General features: G+C 54.0%; 17 protein-coding genes. 6 read left to right on the top strand and 11 right to left on the bottom strand.

Annotated features, from left to right (window positions below):
* Positions 1-186: 186 nt before the first annotated feature.
* Positions 187-903 carry a two-component system response regulator ArcA gene (gene arcA, locus ABRZ28_RS03505; protein WP_048637421.1) on the top strand — a complete coding sequence of 239 codons (717 nt, stop codon included), beginning with the start codon at positions 187-189 and terminating at the stop codon, positions 901-903.
* Between the two features lie 73 nt (positions 904-976).
* Here arcA and creA read toward each other — a convergent pair whose 3' ends face one another.
* Positions 977-1,444, bottom strand: coding sequence for a protein CreA (gene creA, locus ABRZ28_RS03500; protein ID WP_319604703.1), 468 nt, complete (start codon positions 1,442-1,444; stop codon positions 977-979).
* A 364-nt stretch (positions 1,445-1,808) separates the two neighbouring features.
* On the opposite strand from creA, the gene robA reads away from it, so the two are divergent.
* Complete coding sequence (gene robA, locus ABRZ28_RS03495; protein ID WP_319604704.1) at positions 1,809-2,699, top strand: MDR efflux pump AcrAB transcriptional activator RobA; 891 nt, start codon at positions 1,809-1,811, stop codon at positions 2,697-2,699.
* Here the strand turns inward: robA and gpmB are convergent.
* A complete protein-coding gene (gene gpmB / locus ABRZ28_RS03490; protein WP_330519505.1) occupies positions 2,688-3,338 on the bottom strand; it encodes a 2,3-diphosphoglycerate-dependent phosphoglycerate mutase GpmB in 651 nt (216 codons plus the stop codon). The genes robA and gpmB overlap by 12 nt on opposite strands.
* A gap of 52 nt (positions 3,339-3,390) precedes the next feature.
* Between gpmB and yjjX the strand changes: the two genes are divergently transcribed.
* Complete coding sequence (yjjX, locus tag ABRZ28_RS03485) at positions 3,391-3,927, top strand: inosine/xanthosine triphosphatase (RefSeq protein WP_319604706.1); 537 nt, start codon at positions 3,391-3,393, stop codon at positions 3,925-3,927.
* Here yjjX and trpR read toward each other — a convergent pair.
* Together trpR and sltY are read right to left on the bottom strand one after the other, a co-directional pair.
* Positions 3,924-4,271: a trp operon repressor gene (gene trpR, locus ABRZ28_RS03480; protein WP_319604707.1), complete on the bottom strand. Its 348-nt coding sequence runs from the start codon at positions 4,269-4,271 to the stop codon at positions 3,924-3,926. The genes yjjX and trpR overlap by 4 nt on opposite strands.
* Positions 4,272-4,340: 69 nt before the next feature.
* Positions 4,341-6,269: a murein transglycosylase gene (gene sltY, locus ABRZ28_RS03475; protein WP_330519504.1), complete on the bottom strand. Its 1,929-nt coding sequence runs from the start codon at positions 6,267-6,269 to the stop codon at positions 4,341-4,343.
* A 380-nt stretch (positions 6,270-6,649) separates the two neighbouring features.
* On the opposite strand from sltY, the gene ettA reads away from it, so the two are divergent.
* Positions 6,650-8,317, top strand: coding sequence for an energy-dependent translational throttle protein EttA (ettA, locus tag ABRZ28_RS03470; protein WP_319604709.1), 1,668 nt, complete (start codon positions 6,650-6,652; stop codon positions 8,315-8,317).
* A gap of 77 nt (positions 8,318-8,394) precedes the next feature.
* Here the strand turns inward: ettA and ABRZ28_RS03465 are convergent, their stop codons facing one another.
* Complete coding sequence (locus ABRZ28_RS03465; RefSeq protein ID WP_319604710.1) at positions 8,395-9,300, bottom strand: LysR family transcriptional regulator; 906 nt, start codon at positions 9,298-9,300, stop codon at positions 8,395-8,397.
* A gap of 117 nt (positions 9,301-9,417) precedes the next feature.
* On the opposite strand from ABRZ28_RS03465, the gene ABRZ28_RS03460 reads away from it, so the two are divergent.
* Complete coding sequence (locus ABRZ28_RS03460) at positions 9,418-10,419, top strand: zinc-binding alcohol dehydrogenase family protein (protein ID WP_330519503.1); 1,002 nt, start codon at positions 9,418-9,420, stop codon at positions 10,417-10,419.
* A 42-nt stretch (positions 10,420-10,461) separates the two neighbouring features.
* On the opposite strand, the gene serA is transcribed toward ABRZ28_RS03460, so the two are convergent.
* On the bottom strand, positions 10,462-11,694 hold the full coding sequence (serA, locus tag ABRZ28_RS03455) for a phosphoglycerate dehydrogenase (protein ID WP_319604713.1): 1,233 nt from the start codon (positions 11,692-11,694) through the stop codon (positions 10,462-10,464).
* A gap of 300 nt (positions 11,695-11,994) precedes the next feature.
* Positions 11,995-12,651 carry a ribose-5-phosphate isomerase RpiA gene (rpiA, locus tag ABRZ28_RS03450; protein ID WP_330519502.1) on the bottom strand — a complete coding sequence of 219 codons (657 nt, stop codon included), beginning with the start codon at positions 12,649-12,651 and terminating at the stop codon, positions 11,995-11,997.
* A 268-nt stretch (positions 12,652-12,919) separates the two neighbouring features.
* On the opposite strand from rpiA, the gene ABRZ28_RS03445 reads away from it, so the two are divergent.
* Positions 12,920-13,813 carry a LysR family transcriptional regulator ArgP gene (locus ABRZ28_RS03445; protein ID WP_319604715.1) on the top strand — a complete coding sequence of 298 codons (894 nt, stop codon included), beginning with the start codon at positions 12,920-12,922 and terminating at the stop codon, positions 13,811-13,813.
* Here the strand turns inward: ABRZ28_RS03445 and ABRZ28_RS03440 are convergent, their stop codons facing one another.
* The 4 genes from ABRZ28_RS03440 to mscS form a co-directional block, all read right to left on the bottom strand.
* On the bottom strand, positions 13,814-14,539 hold the full coding sequence (locus ABRZ28_RS03440) for an oxidative stress defense protein (RefSeq protein ID WP_319604716.1): 726 nt from the start codon (positions 14,537-14,539) through the stop codon (positions 13,814-13,816).
* A 153-nt stretch (positions 14,540-14,692) separates the two neighbouring features.
* Positions 14,693-15,307: an arginine exporter ArgO gene (argO, locus tag ABRZ28_RS03435; RefSeq protein WP_330519501.1), complete on the bottom strand. Its 615-nt coding sequence runs from the start codon at positions 15,305-15,307 to the stop codon at positions 14,693-14,695.
* A 152-nt stretch (positions 15,308-15,459) separates the two neighbouring features.
* The gene (locus tag ABRZ28_RS03430; protein ID WP_319604719.1) at positions 15,460-16,074 is read right to left on the bottom strand and encodes a hypothetical protein; all 615 of its coding nucleotides are present in this window, start codon (positions 16,072-16,074) and stop codon (positions 15,460-15,462) included.
* A 162-nt stretch (positions 16,075-16,236) separates the two neighbouring features.
* Positions 16,237-17,091, bottom strand: a complete 855-nt coding sequence (gene mscS, locus ABRZ28_RS03425) for a small-conductance mechanosensitive channel MscS (RefSeq protein ID WP_319604720.1) — start codon at positions 17,089-17,091, stop codon at positions 16,237-16,239.
* Between the last annotated feature and the right edge of the window lie 103 nt (positions 17,092-17,194).

Genomic DNA, 17,194 nt, shown 5'->3' with positions numbered 1-17,194 from the left:
GACCGGCGCCACTATCATCTGTTTGCCGTATTATTTGGCAGGTGAAACGTGCATCAGGAACGCATTTACGTACTTTAGTCCAATGTTGAGTGAGATGGCGATATCTGCCTCGATAACTCCAATGATAACAACGACTTCTGTACTTCCGATATTTATAATTTTAGTTGGCAATTTTAGGTAGCAAACATGCAGACGCCGCACATTCTTATTGTTGAAGACGAGTTGGTAACTCGCAATACCCTCAAAAGTATTTTTGAGGCTGAGGGGTACATCGTTCACGAAGCCACCGACGGCGCAGAAATGCACCATATCTTGTCAGAGAACGACATTAATCTGGTGATCATGGACATCAACCTGCCGGGCAAGAACGGTTTACTGCTGGCTCGCGAGTTACGTGAACAGGCCAGCGTTGCCCTGATGTTCCTCACCGGGCGTGACAACGAGGTGGATAAAATTCTGGGACTGGAGATCGGCGCCGATGACTACATCACCAAGCCGTTCAACCCGCGTGAATTGACTATCCGCGCCCGCAACCTGCTGTCGCGCACCATGAATCTTGGCGGCGGCACCGAAGAACGCCGCCTGGTTGAAAGCTATCGGTTCAACGGCTGGGAACTGGATATCAACAGCCGTTCCCTGATCAGCCCTGCCGGCGAGCAGTATAAGCTGCCGCGCAGCGAATTCCGCGCCATGCTGCATTTCTGTGAAAACCCGGGCAAGATCCAATCCCGCGCGGAGTTATTGAAAAAAATGACCGGGCGCGAACTGAAACCTCATGACCGTACGGTTGACGTGACCATTCGTCGTATCCGTAAACACTTTGAGTCTACAGCCGATACCCCTGAAATTATTGCCACCATCCACGGTGAAGGCTACCGTTTCTGTGGCGATCTGGAAGAGTAACGCCACGACGCCGAAGCAGGTACTCTGCTTCGGCTAGCAACGGTTTTTTGGCTTTACTCTCGGCCTCTGTTTTTTACCATGGCATCACGGGTACGGCGCTGAGCGCATTTTTGGGCGAGCCTTCGACCAGCCGATCGGAATAGGTGAGATAGATCAACGCATTGCGCTTCTGATCGTAAAACCGTACCACCTGCAACTTTTTAAACACCAGCGACGTCCGTTTCTGGAAAACGACCTCCCCTTTGTCGCCGCCGTTTTTAATTTTATCGCTAAGCGTTATCGGCCCGACCTGCTGGCAGGAAATCGCCGCATCCGCCGTGTCTTCAGCCAGTCCTAATCCGCCTTTTATGCCACCGGTTTTCGCCCGGCTGAGATAACAGGTCACGTTATCGACATCCGGATCGTCAAACGCTTCCACCACAATCTTATGGTCCGGCCCCAACAGCTTAAACGTGGTATCGACGGAACCCACCTGCTCAGCCTGCACGGAACTCCAGGACAACATCAGCAGACCTGCCCCCATTACGAACTTTTTATTCATTTTCCTGTTTCTCTGATTGTCTATCACTCATTATCGGCATCTATGATACAAGATGCGGGAAGACTGCGACAAAACAGCAAGTTGCATGCGACTGCCGCGGCCAGGAAGATGCAGGCTTCAGAGAAAATCCCGATAATTCAGGGATGCCGCCACGCCTGCGACTGGAAAAAACGGAGAGATATAGAAGTAGCGGCAAGAAACCCTATCCTCTATATACGCTACCCAAACTCGATCCCAGGTTTTCTTGTCCGCATGATAAACCGGAAACGGTCAAAATCTTAAGCAGTGTCAATGTAAAAAAATTGCTATGATGCAAGCAGTCTCTACCTTTAGTGCTCAGCGTGTTTTATGAGGAAGATCTTCTATGGATCAAGCCAGTATCATACGTGACCTGCTTAACTGGCTGGAAAGCCATCTCGATCAACCGTTATCACTTGATCATGTGGCGGCAAAAGCAGGTTACTCCAAGTGGCATTTACAAAGAATGTTCAAAGATGTAACCGGACATGCGATTGGTTCCTACATCCGCGCCCGTCGACTCACCAAAGCCGCCGTAGCGCTGTGTCTGACCAGCAGACCGATCCTGGATATCGCCCTGCAATATCGCTTTGATTCTCAGCAAACCTTTACCCGCGCATTCAAAAAGCAGTTTGCGCAAACGCCCGCATCCTATCGGCGCTCTGATACATGGGACACTTTTGGTATTCACCCGCCGATCCGGCTTGGCGAATTTACCCTGCCGCAACCGCAATTCGTTACGCTGCCGGAAACGCAACTGGTGGGGATAACGCAATCCTACAACTGTAGTCTGGAGCAGATTGGTAATTTCCGCACCGAAATCCGCGTTCACTACTGGCGTCAATTCCTCGGCGAAGCTAAAACCGTGCCGCCGGTGCTTTACGGCCTGCATCACTCACGGCCCAGTAAAGAAAAAGATGACGAACATGATGTTCTCTACACCACCGCACTGGAGCCCGGGCATGTACCCGAAGGCGCACATCCCGGGGACCCCATCACCCTATCCGGCGGGGAGTACGCGCTGTTTATCTATGAAGGCCCGACCGATGGACTACAGGACTTTATTATCACCCTGTACGACACCTGTTTGCCGACGCTCAAGCTTATCCGCCGCAAGGAACACGATATCGAACGTTTCCATCCCACCGATGAGGCGAAAGAAACCAAAAGCGGGCCGCCGGACATCATCCGCTGCGAATACCTGATTCCAATCAGCGGCTCATCGTTATCGCTGTAACTCATCCAGAGCCGGGGTATCCAGATGCGATACATCTCCGGCCGTTTCAACAACCCATCCGGAAGCCAGCCACGGGCTCTGTTGATAATCAATGCGCGACAAGGAGCAGTTGCGCAAGCGCAGCCGGCGTTCGGCCCAGGCAGGTAAGCCCAGGATCGTGCTGAGCAGGCATCCCAGCGCCATGCCGTGACTGACCAACAACGGACGGCTCCCTTCAGGCAACGCCAGACAGCGCTCCAATACGCCATGCATACGCGTAGCCATTTCCGCCATCGACTCGCCTTGCGGGATGCGGCCGTCCGGCGTGCCATCCACCATTTGTTTGCGCCAACCCTCTTCTTCCGCGCTCAGCGAATCAATATCACGCGTTTCCAAAACCCCCATATTCAGCTCGCGTAAACCGGGCTCGATGATTACCCGACAGTCGCCGCACGCTTGAGCGATAATGTCAGCGGTTTGGCGCGTGCGTCCCAAGTCGCTGGTAAATAGATGCGTGATACCCAATGCTTTCATACGTTGCGCGACCTGACGCGCCTGGTGTTCGCCCCGCGGCGTCAGGGAACTGTCAGAGTGTCCCTGGATACGTCGCGCCACATTCCACTCCGTCTCGCCGTGGCGAACAAGATATACCTGTAACATGGTTGTTTTCCGTTATACTGCGTCAAATTAACTAAAAGAGTATAAAACCGTTATGTATCACGTTGTAGCAGCAACCACCAACCCGGCCAAAATTGAAGCAATAACCTTAGCTTTCACCGATGTCTTTGGCGCAGACCAGTGCCGCGTAGAAGGCGTTGATGTCGACAGCGGCGTGCCGCGCCAGCCGCTCGGATCGCTTGAAACCCGAACCGGCGCCAGAAACCGGGTTATGATGGCCCGCCAGGTACGCCCGGAAGCCAATTTCTGGGTTGGCGTTGAAGCAGGAATAGAAGAACAGATGACCTTCGCCTGGATGGTGATTGAAAACCCCCACCAGCGCGGTGAATCTCGTTCCGCCAGCCTGATTCTGCCGGAAAGTATATTACAAGGCATCCGTGAGGGAAGAGAATTAGGCGATGAGATGGCTCGATTGACCGGAATTCAGAATATTAAACATCAGGGCGGCGCAATAGGTATTTTCACCAATGGCAAACTATCACGCGCCAGCGTTTATCATCAGGCGCTGTTATTGGCGCTCGTCCCGTTCCATAATCCCATCTATCAAACGCCGGTACAGATTATCAATTAACCCTCTTTTCTGGAGGCTTTCTCTGCGGACAATAATTGCGCTTCCAGCCATTTTTTCAGCGCGGGAGGAGCGGACTTCAGACTATTGGAGCCACGCGTAATGGTCGCTATTCCCACGCCAAGTTCATTCTTCAATTCACGCTGACTCATTTCGCCGCGCAACAGCTCCTGAATAATACGTACCCGCGTGCCTAGCGCAGTACGCTCATCCGCGGTCAGCAACAGTTGCAATAACGGCTGGTGAAGATCTTCATTCATTGACTGCTGTAGCAAAGCCACAAAGCGTAACCAGTCATTATCTTCCTGCTCGGAGAGCGCGGGATCGGTAAGAGATAACGGATTCATAACAGGCTGCCATACTATTCAACTAGTACAGCAGCATAACACAAGTTATGAAAATGATCGCTCAGACGCTTAATAGCGCCGCTGCCATTCCTCATCGGTCAGCACCTTGTCGGGCTGATGCAAAAAGTGGCGATAGAAAACGTCATAAGCCAGCACGTTTTTCACATACCCGCGCGTTTCCGAAAACGGAATGCTCTCAATAAACGCCACGGGGTCGATGCGTCCCGCGCTGTTTCTCAGCCAGGTATTCACCCGCGACGGGCCGGCATTATAAGCCGCGGAGGCCAAAATACGGTTGCGGCCGAACGTCTGATACACGTACTCCAGATAACTGGTGCCCAGCAGAATGTTGGTTTGGGGATCAAAAAGTTGGCTGCTGTTGCTGTATTCCGCGATATTACTCATCTGTGCGGTATGCTGCGCCGTGGCCGGCATAAGCTGCATCAGCCCCGAAGCGCCGACCGGAGAACGCGCCTGCGGATTCCAGGCGCTCTCCTGACGGGCTATCGCCATCGCATAACTCTGACTAATGCCCTTATCCTGCGTGGCGCGCAGGAATTCGTCATTCCAGGCCAGCGGGAAGCGCTCTTCCAGGTGATCCCACAGTTTGGCGACAATCGTCGCCTGAACGCTTAACTCCGGCCAGCGCTGCTCAAACGCATAACGCGCCAGCGCTTCCTGTCGCGGCGCGCTGCTGCCGGCGACCAGACCAACCCATTCTTTGAGCGCCAGATTGTCCATCTGCCAGAACATCAGTTCCTGAACGCGGGCGATTTCAGGCAGTTGTGATAATGAGCTATCAGGACGAACGGCGGTCTTTATCGTTATCGGATAGGCTTGATTCAGCTTTTGCGCCGCCACCATGGGATAAAAACCGCGCGCGGCCATCAATCCACGTAGCAATGCCTCGCCGTCCTGCCGTTTTCCCTGCTCCAGCAGTAAAACGGCGCGCCAGTAGCGCCATTCATCTTTCTGCTGAACGTCTGCCGGCAACCGCGTCATCCAGTCCGACAGTTCTTGTCGATTCCCATTGCCCAGCGCCATTCGCACCCGCCTCTCCAGCAATGAGGTCGAACTGCTGCGTTGCGTCACGTTATCGCGCCAGGCCGCCTGTTCCGGCGTGGCGTCATTGCCCATCAGACGCCAGGCGATGATTTCCTCCATCGCCTGGCGTTCCGCCGCGCTCATTTTTTGCAGACGCGCAATCACCGGCAGCATGGAACGGGCGTTATCGACATCCTGGCGCGCCACCCGGCTAAATGACGACAGCGTCACCTTGCGGGTAAAATCGGTCGGTCCTATCGCTCGGGCAAAGCCTTCGAGCGTCGCAGGATCGCTCTGCAACCTGACCAACGCATCGCTGATGGTTTTGTAATCGTCCGGCAGCTGTTTGGCCAGATAGGTCACCAATCCGCTATTGCCCTCGTTGATCGCCAGACGGATCCGCTCCAGCGTCGTCAACGGCGTCTGTTCGCCCGCCTGTTTCCAGGCGGTAAAGAGTTTGTCGCAAGCCGCCGGCAGCGAACGCCCGGTCAGCCAAATATCCCGAGTGGCTTCCCAGACGCCCTGACGCTGCCCGGTAGCCCACTGCGCGTAATAAAAATTACAGCGCGCCGTAACCGGCTTCGGCGGCTGCGGGCTAAAGCTCAGAAGTCCCGACCAATCCTGACGGCGCGCCAGTTCATTGACAAAACTGGTATTCAGATTTTGCGCCGGCGGCAACGTGGGATGCGCGGCGATAAACTGTTTCACCTGTGAAACGCTGACCTGACTCAGATCCTGGGTCAACGAGCGGTACTCAAGGTAAGGGTAAAGCGGGTAGTTACGCAGCGTCGGCATGATTTGCGCCACGGCGTCCAACTGATTACTATCCCACGCTTGTTTGACCTGCTGATAGCGCTGACGCTGTTCGTCGAGAGAATCCGCCCTGACATGGCTGGAAGCGCCTGCCAGACATACTGCCGCAATGACACACCACCAATGACCCGCTTTGACCATAACTTGCGTTAACCTCATCCGTTATCGATGCGAATATCGACCCGTTTAACAATGCGTTTAACCATCGATATCACAAAACCATTCGTGCAACACACTCTCCAGACTCCTCATGAGCCTGTTTATACTCATGTAGTGTGGCACATCACACAAGACTGCGACACGCCAAGTGAGAGAATTCAGAATATCTTCCTCACGCGCCGTCAGCAGCAAATCGCCGGATAGCTGGGATCGAACGCGGAAACCAGTTACACTCCGGGATCAGCACGATCGATCCGCAAAGGGACGCGTTATCCTCTGCGGCAAAAAGCCCAGCGCGACTACCACGCGTGGCGCAACAATATATCGATAACAACACAGACAGAAAGAGGCGAAGTCGCAACGTGGCTCAATATGTTTACACCATGCATCGCGTCGGCAAAATCGTTCCGCCGAAGCGTCATATTCTGAAAAACATCTCCCTCAGCTTTTTCCCCGGCGCCAAAATTGGCGTGCTGGGCCTGAACGGAGCCGGTAAATCTACTCTGCTGCGCATTATGGCCGGCATTGATAAAGACATTGAAGGCGAAGCGCGCCCGCAGCCGGGCATCAAGATCGGCTACCTGCCGCAGGAGCCGCAATTGAATCCGGAACACAGCGTTCGCGAATCGGTTGAAGAAGCGGTAGCCGACGTTGTCACCGCGCTGAAGCGGCTCGATGAAGTGTATGCGCTGTACGCCGAGCCGGATGCCGATTTCGATAAGCTGGCCGCCGAGCAAGGCAAACTGGAAGAGGTTATCCAGGCCCACGACGGCCATAATCTGAACAACCAGTTGGAGCGGGCGGCGGATGCGCTGCGCCTGCCGGACTGGGACGCCAAAGTCGCCAATCTTTCCGGCGGCGAACGTCGCCGCGTGGCGCTGTGCCGCCTGCTGCTGGAAAAACCGGATATGCTGCTGCTCGACGAACCCACCAACCACCTGGATGCGGAATCCGTGGCCTGGCTGGAGCGATTCCTGCACGACTTCGAGGGTACCGTGGTCGCGATCACCCACGACCGTTACTTCCTTGATAACGTCGCCGGTTGGATTCTGGAACTGGATCGCGGCGAAGGCATTCCCTGGGAGGGGAATTACTCTTCCTGGCTGGAGCAGAAAGATCAGCGTCTGGCGCAGGAAGCCTCCGCCGAAGCCGCGCGCCGTAAATCCATCGAGAAAGAGCTGGAGTGGGTTCGCCAGGGCGCCAAAGGTCGCCAGTCTAAAGGCAAGGCGCGTCTGGCGCGCTTTGAAGAGCTGAATAGCACGGAATACCAGAAACGTAACGAAACCAACGAACTGTTTATTCCACCCGGCCCGCGTCTCGGCGATAAAGTGATTGAAGTCGCCGGCCTGAGCAAATCCTATGGCGAACGTCAGCTGATCGACGGATTGTCCTTCTCGGTGCCGAAAGGCGCGATCGTCGGGATCATCGGCCCGAACGGCGCGGGTAAATCAACCCTGTTCCGTATGATGTCCGGTCAGGAACAGCCTGATGCCGGCACCATCACGCTGGGAGATACCGTGAAGCTGGCCTCGGTCGATCAGTTCCGCGACGCCATGGACAACAGTAAAACGGTATGGGAAGAAGTCTCCGGCGGACAGGATATTATGCGTATCGGCAACACCGAAATGCCGAGCCGCGCCTATGTGGGCCGTTTCAACTTCAAAGGGGTTGATCAGGGCAAACGCGTGGGCGAATTATCCGGCGGCGAGCGCGGCCGTCTGCATCTGGCCAAACTGCTGCAAGTCGGCGGAAACGTCCTGCTGCTTGACGAACCGACCAACGATCTGGATATCGAAACGCTGCGGGCGCTGGAAAACGCCCTGCTGGAATTCCCCGGCTGCGCCATGGTTATTTCCCATGACCGCTGGTTCCTCGACCGCATCGCCACCCACATTCTGGATTACCAGGATGAAGGCAAAGTGGCGTTCTTTGAAGGTAACTTCACCGAATACGAAGAGTACAAAAAACGGACTCTCGGCGCTGACGCTCTTGAACCGCACCGCATCAAGTACAAGAAAATATCCAAGTAATTCAGCATGATGATGGTAGCGATAACGCGTTGCCGTCAAACTCAGGCCCGCCGCAAAGCGGGCTTTTTTTTCGCCGCTTATAGGTCCATCGTCCGCGCATAGCGCTTCAGATCGCCGTGCTGCAAGACAAAATCAATAAAACAGACCAGCGCAGGCGAGTTCAGCTTGCGGCTGGGATAAACCAGATAAAGTTCATTGGCTTCGGCCTGCCACTCCGGCAAAACCCGCACCAGCGATGCTGAGACGTCGGTCTCCTGACAGAGAAAGTCCGGCAACAGGGTAATGCCTGCGCCGGCAATAGCACACTCGCGGGCGTATAACAGATTGTCCGTGGTATGCGCCTCAGGCAACAGCCAGCGGTAATATTCGGAACCGCGATGCAGCGCCCATTCGCTCCACGCCCGATGAGTAATACAACGATGAGACTGCAATTGCCGGGGATGCGTCAAAGCCGGATACTGCGCGAGATAGGCCGGCGACGCCAGTAAATAGCGGGGCGTATAGCCTAAAGCTCGACCAATCAACGACGAGTCCTGTGGTTTCCCGGTACGCAATGCGACGTCAAAACTATCCTGAACCAGATCGATAACGGCATCGGATATCGATATTTCCAGCGATACCGCCGGAAAACGTTGCTGAAACTCCGTAGTTAATCGCGCCAGCCATGTCGAGCCAAATCCCGCCGGACAGGTGATGCGCAAACGACCGCTGGGATTATCGCGCAAACGTTGGATCGCCTGTTCAGCCCGTTCGCTGGCCAGCCGTATTTCCCGACAGTGGATCAGATAACGTTCGCCGGCGAACGTCAGGTTAAGCCGACGCGTCGTTCGATTAAGCAAACGTATACCTAATTGGTGTTCAAGCTGGCTGATTCGCAGGCTAAGGCTGGACTTCGCCAACCCGGCCTTCTTCGCGGCCAGCGTAAAGCTGCCGCATTCAGCCACCAGCGCAAACAATGCCATATCCTGCAACTGCTTAAACATGATTGTTACCCATAGACGAACACTACATTCATGATTGTCCATCTTATCAATCCGATGATGCCAATCTACACTGTGTATGAAGAAAAATATCTACAGCAAACATAGAGAGGAACGCACATGAGTGTTCATGCAATCGCTGTCGACCCCCAGCATCCGGAAAATTTTATCGCCATTACCCAGGACATCCCTGAACCAGGCGAACACGATCTGCTGGTGGCGGTGAAGGCGGTTTCCGTTAATCCCGTGGATACCAAAGTGCATGCTGGTTTGCGCAAGAACGGGTTAACCGAGCCGCGCATCCTGGGTTGGGACGCCAGCGGCGTGGTATTGAAAACAGGCGGCGCCGTCAGCGATTTCAACGTGGGCGACGAAGTGTGGTACGCCGGCGATATCACCCGCCCCGGCAGCAACAGTTCGCATCAGTTGATCGATGCCCGCATCGCGGCGCGCAAACCCGCATCGCTAGACTGGCCGGCGGCGGCGGCGTTGCCGCTTACCGCGCTGACCGCCTGGGAAGGATTATTTGAACATTTGAAAATCCAGCAGGCCGATAGCGAGAAAACGTTGCTGATTATCGGCGGGGCCGGCGGCGTAGGCTCGCTGGCGATTTCACTTGCCGCCTTGCGCAGTCCGGTAAAAATTATCGCCACCGCATCGCGGTCTGATTCGGCGGAATGGTGCCGACAACGCGGCGCTCATCTGGTCGTCGACTATCGGTATCTGGTCGAGGAACTTGGAAAAGAGGGCATCGAACAGGTGGATTATATTTTCTGTCTGAATGATACCGATGGACACTGGCCGTCAATCGGCAAGCTGATCGCGCCGCTGGGGCATATTTGTACTATCGTGGAAAATCAACATCCGCTCGATCAAAATGACCTGAAGCTCAAAAGCGCGGCTCTGCACTGGGAGTTTATGTTTACCCGCAGCATGTTCTCTACTCCTGACATCGGCCGGCAGGGAGAAATTCTGCATGAGGTCGCGCAGTTGGTCGACGCGGGGAAATTACCGGGAACGTTAAGCGAAACCTTGCACGGACTCAGCGTCGAAACGCTGCGACAGGCGCATGATAAAGTGCTGGGAGGCCATATGCGCGGCAAGGTGGTTATTGCCTTCTGACCGGAAAGAAAACGCCAGCCCCTGACGGGGCTGGATGACAACTTAGTACAACAGACGGGCACGGATTGTGCCGGGGATCGCCTTCATCAGTTGCAGCGCCGTATGCGCGCCGTCGGTTTCAACGTCGATCACCACATAGCCGATTTCCGGCGTTGTTTGCAGATACTGGGCGGCGATGTTAATTCCCTGCTCAGCAAAGATCTGGTTAATCTTGGTGATAATGCCCGGGCGGTTTTCATGAATGTGCAGCAGGCGGCTGGCACGTTCGCTATGGGTCGGCAGAGAAACTTCAGGGAAGTTGACCGCAGACAGCGTTGAACCGTTATCCGAGTATTTAGCCAGTTTTCCGGCGACTTCATCACCGATGTTTTCCTGCGCTTCTTGCGTTGAACCACCGATATGCGGCGTCAGAAGCACATTGTCGAATTCGCATAGCGGCGACTGGAAAGGCTCGCCATTGGACGCGGGCTCTTTGGGGAAAACGTCGATCGCCGCGCCGACGATATGCTTGCTGGACAATGCATCGCACAGTGCGGGAATATCAACCACCGTACCGCGAGAGGCGTTAATCAGAATAGAGCCCGGCTTCATCAGCGCCATTTCTTCAGCGCCCATCATATTCTGGGTACTGTCGGTTTCCGGCACATGCAGACTGACCACGTCGCTCATGTTCAACAAATCTGAAAGATGGCGAACCTGCTGAGCATTCCCCAGCGGCAACTTACTTTCGATATCGTAGAAGTAAACATGCATCCCTACGCTTTCAGCCAGAATACCCAACTGGGTACCGATATGACCATAGCCGATGATACCCAGCTTCTTGCCGCGGGCTTCAAAAGAACCCACCGCCAGTTTGTTCCAGACGCCGCGGTGCGCTTTGGCATTCGCAGCCGGAATACCGCGCAGCATAAGCAGCATTTCACCGAGCACCATTTCGGCTACGGAACGCGTATTGGAAAACGGCGCATTGAATACCGGGATACCGCGTTTTGTCGCGGACGGTAATTCAACCTGATTCGTACCGATACAAAAACAGCCGACCGCAATCAATTTTTCAGCGGCGGCAAAAACTTCTTCCGTCAGGTGCGTACGAGAACGGATACCAACGAAATGCGCATCCCGGATGGAGGCTTTTAACGCTTCCGGATCCAATGCGCCTTTATGGTATTCAATATTGGTGTAGCCAGCGGCACGCAGATTATCCAACGCGCTCTGATGCACACCCTCGACCAACAGAAACTTAATTTTATCTTTTTCTAATGATACCTTTGCCATTTCCCGACCTTATTTTCAGACTTCAGATGCGGCAGTTTGCTAAACAGCCGCTGTCCAACATAACAAAAATTACGCAGTCAGCAATACAAACGATTGCCTCATCGACATCGCATATTGGATCTGCACTTAAAATTCCTGGCAAAAAATGTTGCTAAATAGCGTCATCGCCATATTGACGACAAATAAAATAAGAAAAAGTGATATTAAGTACCAAAAATGAGCCGTTAGCCGTAACAGTCTTTTTTATATAAAAATTTTTCAGTCGCAGCCGTCCGCCCGCGCCACAGGCGATGACAAAGGTTACTTAATCGTCTTCACGCCTTCAGCCGTACCCACCAGCGCGACATCCGCCCCACGGTTGGCGAACAGACCCACGGTCACCACGCCGGCAATACCATTGATATGATTCTCCATGGCTATCGCATCCATGATATTCAGGTTGTGGACATCAAGAATAATGTTGCCGTTATCGGTTATCACGCCCTGCCGATATTCCGGCTGTCCGCCCATTTTCGCCAGCTCGCGGGCAACGTAAGACCTGGCCATCGGGATAACCTCAACCGGCAGAGGAAACCGCCCCAGAATATCGACCTGTTTTGACGCATCAACAATGCAGATAAACCGGCGGGCGATGGCGGCAATGATTTTCTCACGGGTCAGCGCGGCGCCGCCGCCCTTTATCATTTGCATATGACCGTTGATTTCATCGGCGCCGTCAACGTAAACATCCAGTGAATCGACTTCGTTGCAGTCAAAAACCTGGATACCCAGGCTTTTCAGTTTCGCCGTCGAGGCGTCGGAACTGGATACCGCGCCCTGAATCTGATGTTTTATCGACCCCAGCGCATCGATAAAATGAGCGGCTGTCGAGCCCGTTCCGACGCCAACAATAGTGTCAGGGCGAACATAATCAAGCGCCGCCCAGCCAACGGCTTTTTTCAGTTCATCTTGTGTCATAGTCTGTTTCAGGCCCGTAGAGACGAAAATACGAAAAATGTGGAGGGCATTATATACCCAATAGGCGCCAAGATGCAGCCGGACCGCAGTCGAACGCCGCCTTGCGCGCTCCGCCGACGACCGGACTCCGCCGGAAGCCGAGCCGCTGGCGGCCTGCCGCCGCTCGCCGCCATGCACAAAAAATCGGGAAATAAGATTTCTGCATGGTAAAGCAAAAAAATGTGGCATAGTGAAAAAAACTGACTTCATTCAGGGGATTTTTACTTTCATGAAACGCCCGGACTATCGAACGCTTCAGGCTCTGGATGCCGTAATCCGTGAGCGGGGCTTTGAACGCGCAGCGCAGAAATTATGCATTACTCAATCAGCCGTATCCCAGCGCATCAAACAGTTGGAAAACCTGTTCGGTCAGCCATTATTAGTCAGAACAATCCCGCCCCGCCCCACCGAGCAAGGCCAAAAACTGCTGGCGTTATTACATCAGGTTGAACTGATGGAAGAGGAGTGGTTAGGCAATGAAAGCAGCAGCGATATTCCACTGCTGCTTTCATTGGCGGTTAACGCCGACAGCCTGGCGACCTGGCTGCTGCCGGCCCTGCAACCGGTGCTGGCGGATTCGCCCATCCGCCTGAATCTACAGGTGGAAGACGAAACCCGGACGCAGGAAAGATTGCGCCGCGGCGAAGTCGTGGGAGCCGTGAGTATCCAGCCTCAGCCGTTGCCGAGTTGTCTGGTTGATAAACTGGGGGCGCTGGACTACCTGTTCGTTGCTTCACCGGCCTTTGCGGCCCGCTATTTCCCCAACGGCGTGACGCGTTCCGCCCTTCTTCGCGCCCCCGCCGTGGCGTTCGATCATCTCGATGATATGCATCAGGCTTTCTTGCAGCAGAACTTCGATTTATCGCCCGGCAGCGTGCCGTGTCACATCGTGAACTCGTCGGAAGCCTTCGTGCAGTTGGCCCGACAGGGAACCACCTGTTGCATGATCCCGCATCTGCAAATCGAGAGAGAGTTAGCCAGCAATGAGTTGATTGATCTGACGCCGGGACTGTTTCAGCGCCGGATGCTGTATTGGCACCGTTTCGCGCCGGAAAGCCGCATGATGAGAAAGGTGACTGATGCCCTGTTGGCGTACGGGCATCAGGTACTTCGGCAGTCCTAATCAGGGATTGTGTCGCAGTTCGAACACCACATCGACCTGGTCGTCAAAGTGAATGGTTTGCTGCTCATAAGTCTGAGCGGCTTCACTTTGCACCGCTACGTCAGCCGTTTTAAACATCCGGGCCATGGGTACCGGCTGGTAGTTGGTGACGTGATAACGAATGCTGTAAATAGGCCCCAGGGTGGAGTTGAAACCCTTCGCCAAAGATTGAGCCTGACTGGTTGCCTGCTCAATCGCTTTTTGCCGAACCTTGTCACGGTAGACCTCGGGGTTGGCGACGCCCAGGTCAACGGTGCGAATCTCATTCAATCCTGACTTCAGCGCCCCGTCAAGCAACTCATTGAGCTTATCCAACTGGCGGAGCGTCACTTCAACCTGACGCACGGCTCGATACCCTTTCAGCACCGATCCGCCGGTTTTCAGGTAATCATATTCAGGCTGAGTGCGTAAGTTAGCCGCATTGATATCTTTTTTCTCAATCCCGTTTTTACTCAGAAAATCAAAATATTGGGCGACGCGGGCATCAACCTGTTTTTTCGCGTCGGCCGCATCTTTGGAAGAGACGCTGACTTCAATCGCCAAACGCGCCATATCAGGCGAGGCGTCAACGCTGGCGGTACCCGAGGTCACGATATGCGGACCATCCGGTAATTCCGCCGCCTGTCCGAGCATCGGTAAGGTACTTAACCCCACCAGCGCCGCTAATGTGAGGACTCTTAGCTTCACAATGACTCCTTTATGTATGTTTTGTCGCTGAGACGGTCGCAGACCGCCCTACTGCCGCTTCGTTGCCCGTATCGGCCATGCCGGGTAACATAACGTATTGCCAACACAACAAAATATAGGTGAATTTCCGAAACCTGTGTAAAGCAATGTCATTTATTGCCAGCCATGACGAGCCAGCTGTAGCGCAATCCCCCACATCACCGTACCGACAAACAGGTTAATCACCCGTTGCGCGCGCGGCGTATTCAACCACGGCGATAGCCAGGAGGCCAGCGACGCCAGGGCGAAGAACCATAAAAACGATGCGGTGATCGACCCCAACGCAAACCAACCGCGTCCCCGATCGGCGAATTGACTCCCCAGACTGCCCAGCACGACGAAGGTATCCAGATAGACGTGCGGATTAAGCCAGGTGACCGCCAGCATCGTGACAATAATGCGCCAGCGACTCTGCTTCAGCACCTCGGTCCTGACCATGGTCAAATCTTTACTGAATACCGTCTTAAACGCCCCCCAGCCATACCACAGCAGGAAAGCCACGCCGCTCCAGGTCACCAGCCCCAGCAGCAATGAGGACTGGCTAAGCAACGTGCTGCCGCCGAAGATCCCGGCGCAAATCAACACCATGTCGCTCAGCGCGCACAACAGCGCGATCGTCAGGTGATATTGACGCCGAATGCCCTGATTCATCACAAAGGCATTTTGCGGCCCCAGCGGTAAGATCATCGCCGCGCCCAGGATAAAACCCTGTAAATACACCGCCCACATACCCACCTCTCAGAAAACAGGCTTATTAAGATGAGCGGCAGTTTATGGACGCTTGGTCATTAATGGAAATTGAAGTTTCTAATTGTACATTAGCGATATTAATATCGTTCGGCGACCTCGGACATGCGGACACAGACAGGCTGAGATTACAATCAGGAATAGCAGACGGAGGAAACCCGCTTTTCCCTTTTCTGGAGGTAGAAGGCGACGAAAAACAGCGAAAACATGAAAGGCAACTCATAGAGTTCTTCCATCAAATCCTTGTATTGCACGTCATACAAAAACAGAAAAGACAACAGGCGATGATGTTCGATAGTGTCGGCAATCAGAAAATAAACCACCACCAAGCCCGCATCCCAGACCGGTATCGTTTCCGTGCGAAAACGCCGGACAATTTCACGCCGGATGGCGGGGTGCAGCAACATCAGCACGGTAATCGCTATCAGCACGACAGATATCGCGCGGAAATAGATCCGCGGCACGTCGGGCAGATAAATCCGCCCCCAGTCGACCCCGCGGCCGAACAGCAGGATCCACCAACTGATGCTCCATAACCAGAAAATGCGCCTCTCCTTATCACAGCGAAGCGGTTTGATATAAAACCAGGTAAAGATAGCGCCGAACAGCAGGAAACAAGACTGAAACAGCTCAATGTTATCCACGCTATTCGGGCTGAATGCGAGGAAATGCGGCCCGATGTAAGGCAGGAAGAGAGCAAAAATAAAAACGGCGACTGTATGCGGATACAGCGTACGATCTGGTTTCATTGTCAATATCAGAAAAAAATAAGGTAGGAGCAAGATAAAACAAACGAAGAGAAAAAATTTCACCTTTCAGGCGATAACCCGCAGTATCTTGATGGATATGGAATTTTTCAGCATGGCACGCTATCCGGGAATAGCCGCATTCCCGGATAAGTCAGAATAAAATCAGTGAGTTTCCCGCCGATCGGCATTATACAGATGAACATCCATCTGCGGGTAAGGGATGCCGATGCGATTTTCGTCCAGCACCCGTTTGAAACTTTCCAGCAGATCCCAATAAACCGCCTGCGCATCGCCGTTGGCGGTCCACACCCATACCACAAAGTTCAGGGATGACGCCGCCATTTCATTCAGGCGGATAGTGACGCCCTTATCATGTTGAATACGGGTATCGGCCGCGACAATATCGCCCAGCAGCTTTTTAACCACGTCGATATCCGCGTCATAGGCCACGCCGACGATAATTTCGGTACGACGATCGGGCTCGCGCGAGCTATTGATGATATTACCGGCAATGATTTTGCCATTCGGCACCACGATGATTTTGCCGTCAGTCGTGCGCAAAGTGGTGGAAAAAATCTGCACCTGGGTAACCGTGCCGGCGATACCGCCCAAATCTACCGACTCGCCAATACGAAAAGGCCGGAAGGTCACCAGCAGCACGCCTGCCGCAAAGTTCGCCAGCGAGCCTTGCAGGGCCAAACCAACAGCCAAACCCGCCGCACCCAGTACGGCGATAACCGATGCCGTTTGTACGCCTACGCGGCTCAATACGGCAATCAGCGTAAACGCGATGATGCCGTATCGCACCAGCGCGGCCAGAAAATCGGCCACCGTTGAATCAATCGAGCGGCTCACCAACACTTTATTCAGCGTGCCGGACACCACACGGGCGACAAGCAGACCGACAGCCAGAATCACTAACGCGGCGACGATATTAACCGCATACTGCAACAATATATCCTGATGATTGACCAGCCAACCGGTCGCCTGCTCCACACCAACATTCAATTCTTCCATATAATGACTCCTGATTCTTACGCGCGCTGACCGCGCATTGTTTTCACACCAAAAACCGCAGTCTGCGGCGAAAGCTATATAAAATTAAGGCTCCCGTGGGAGC

It is taken from the genome of Brenneria sp. g21c3, from assembly GCF_040240345.1.
GTDB lineage: Bacteria > Pseudomonadota > Gammaproteobacteria > Enterobacterales > Enterobacteriaceae > Brenneria.
The sequence above is the reverse complement of the archived record's forward strand: the minus strand, read 5'-3'. Positions and strand labels throughout refer to the sequence as shown.

What these genes read in the sequence shown, in the direction of transcription:
- arcA (WP_048637421.1), top strand. Translation starts at nt 187, where the DNA reads ATGCAGACGCCGCACATTCTTATTGTTGAAGACGAGTTGGTAACTCGC.
- creA (WP_319604703.1), bottom strand. Translation starts at nt 1,444, where the DNA reads ATGAATAAAAAGTTCGTAATGGGGGCAGGTCTGCTGATGTTGTCCTGG.
- robA (WP_319604704.1), top strand. Translation starts at nt 1,809, where the DNA reads ATGGATCAAGCCAGTATCATACGTGACCTGCTTAACTGGCTGGAAAGC.
- gpmB (WP_330519505.1), bottom strand. Translation starts at nt 3,338, where the DNA reads ATGTTACAGGTATATCTTGTTCGCCACGGCGAGACGGAGTGGAATGTG.
- yjjX (WP_319604706.1), top strand. Translation starts at nt 3,391, where the DNA reads ATGTATCACGTTGTAGCAGCAACCACCAACCCGGCCAAAATTGAAGCA.
- trpR (WP_319604707.1), bottom strand. Translation starts at nt 4,271, where the DNA reads ATGAATCCGTTATCTCTTACCGATCCCGCGCTCTCCGAGCAGGAAGAT.
- sltY (WP_330519504.1), bottom strand. Translation starts at nt 6,269, where the DNA reads ATGGTCAAAGCGGGTCATTGGTGGTGTGTCATTGCGGCAGTATGTCTG.
- ABRZ28_RS03465 (WP_319604710.1), bottom strand. Translation starts at nt 9,300, where the DNA reads ATGTTTAAGCAGTTGCAGGATATGGCATTGTTTGCGCTGGTGGCTGAA.
- ABRZ28_RS03460 (WP_330519503.1), top strand. Translation starts at nt 9,418, where the DNA reads ATGAGTGTTCATGCAATCGCTGTCGACCCCCAGCATCCGGAAAATTTT.
- serA (WP_319604713.1), bottom strand. Translation starts at nt 11,694, where the DNA reads ATGGCAAAGGTATCATTAGAAAAAGATAAAATTAAGTTTCTGTTGGTC.
- rpiA (WP_330519502.1), bottom strand. Translation starts at nt 12,651, where the DNA reads ATGACACAAGATGAACTGAAAAAAGCCGTTGGCTGGGCGGCGCTTGAT.
- ABRZ28_RS03445 (WP_319604715.1), top strand. Translation starts at nt 12,920, where the DNA reads ATGAAACGCCCGGACTATCGAACGCTTCAGGCTCTGGATGCCGTAATC.
- argO (WP_330519501.1), bottom strand. Translation starts at nt 15,307, where the DNA reads ATGTGGGCGGTGTATTTACAGGGTTTTATCCTGGGCGCGGCGATGATC.
- ABRZ28_RS03430 (WP_319604719.1), bottom strand. Translation starts at nt 16,074, where the DNA reads ATGAAACCAGATCGTACGCTGTATCCGCATACAGTCGCCGTTTTTATT.
- mscS (WP_319604720.1), bottom strand. Translation starts at nt 17,091, where the DNA reads ATGGAAGAATTGAATGTTGGTGTGGAGCAGGCGACCGGTTGGCTGGTC.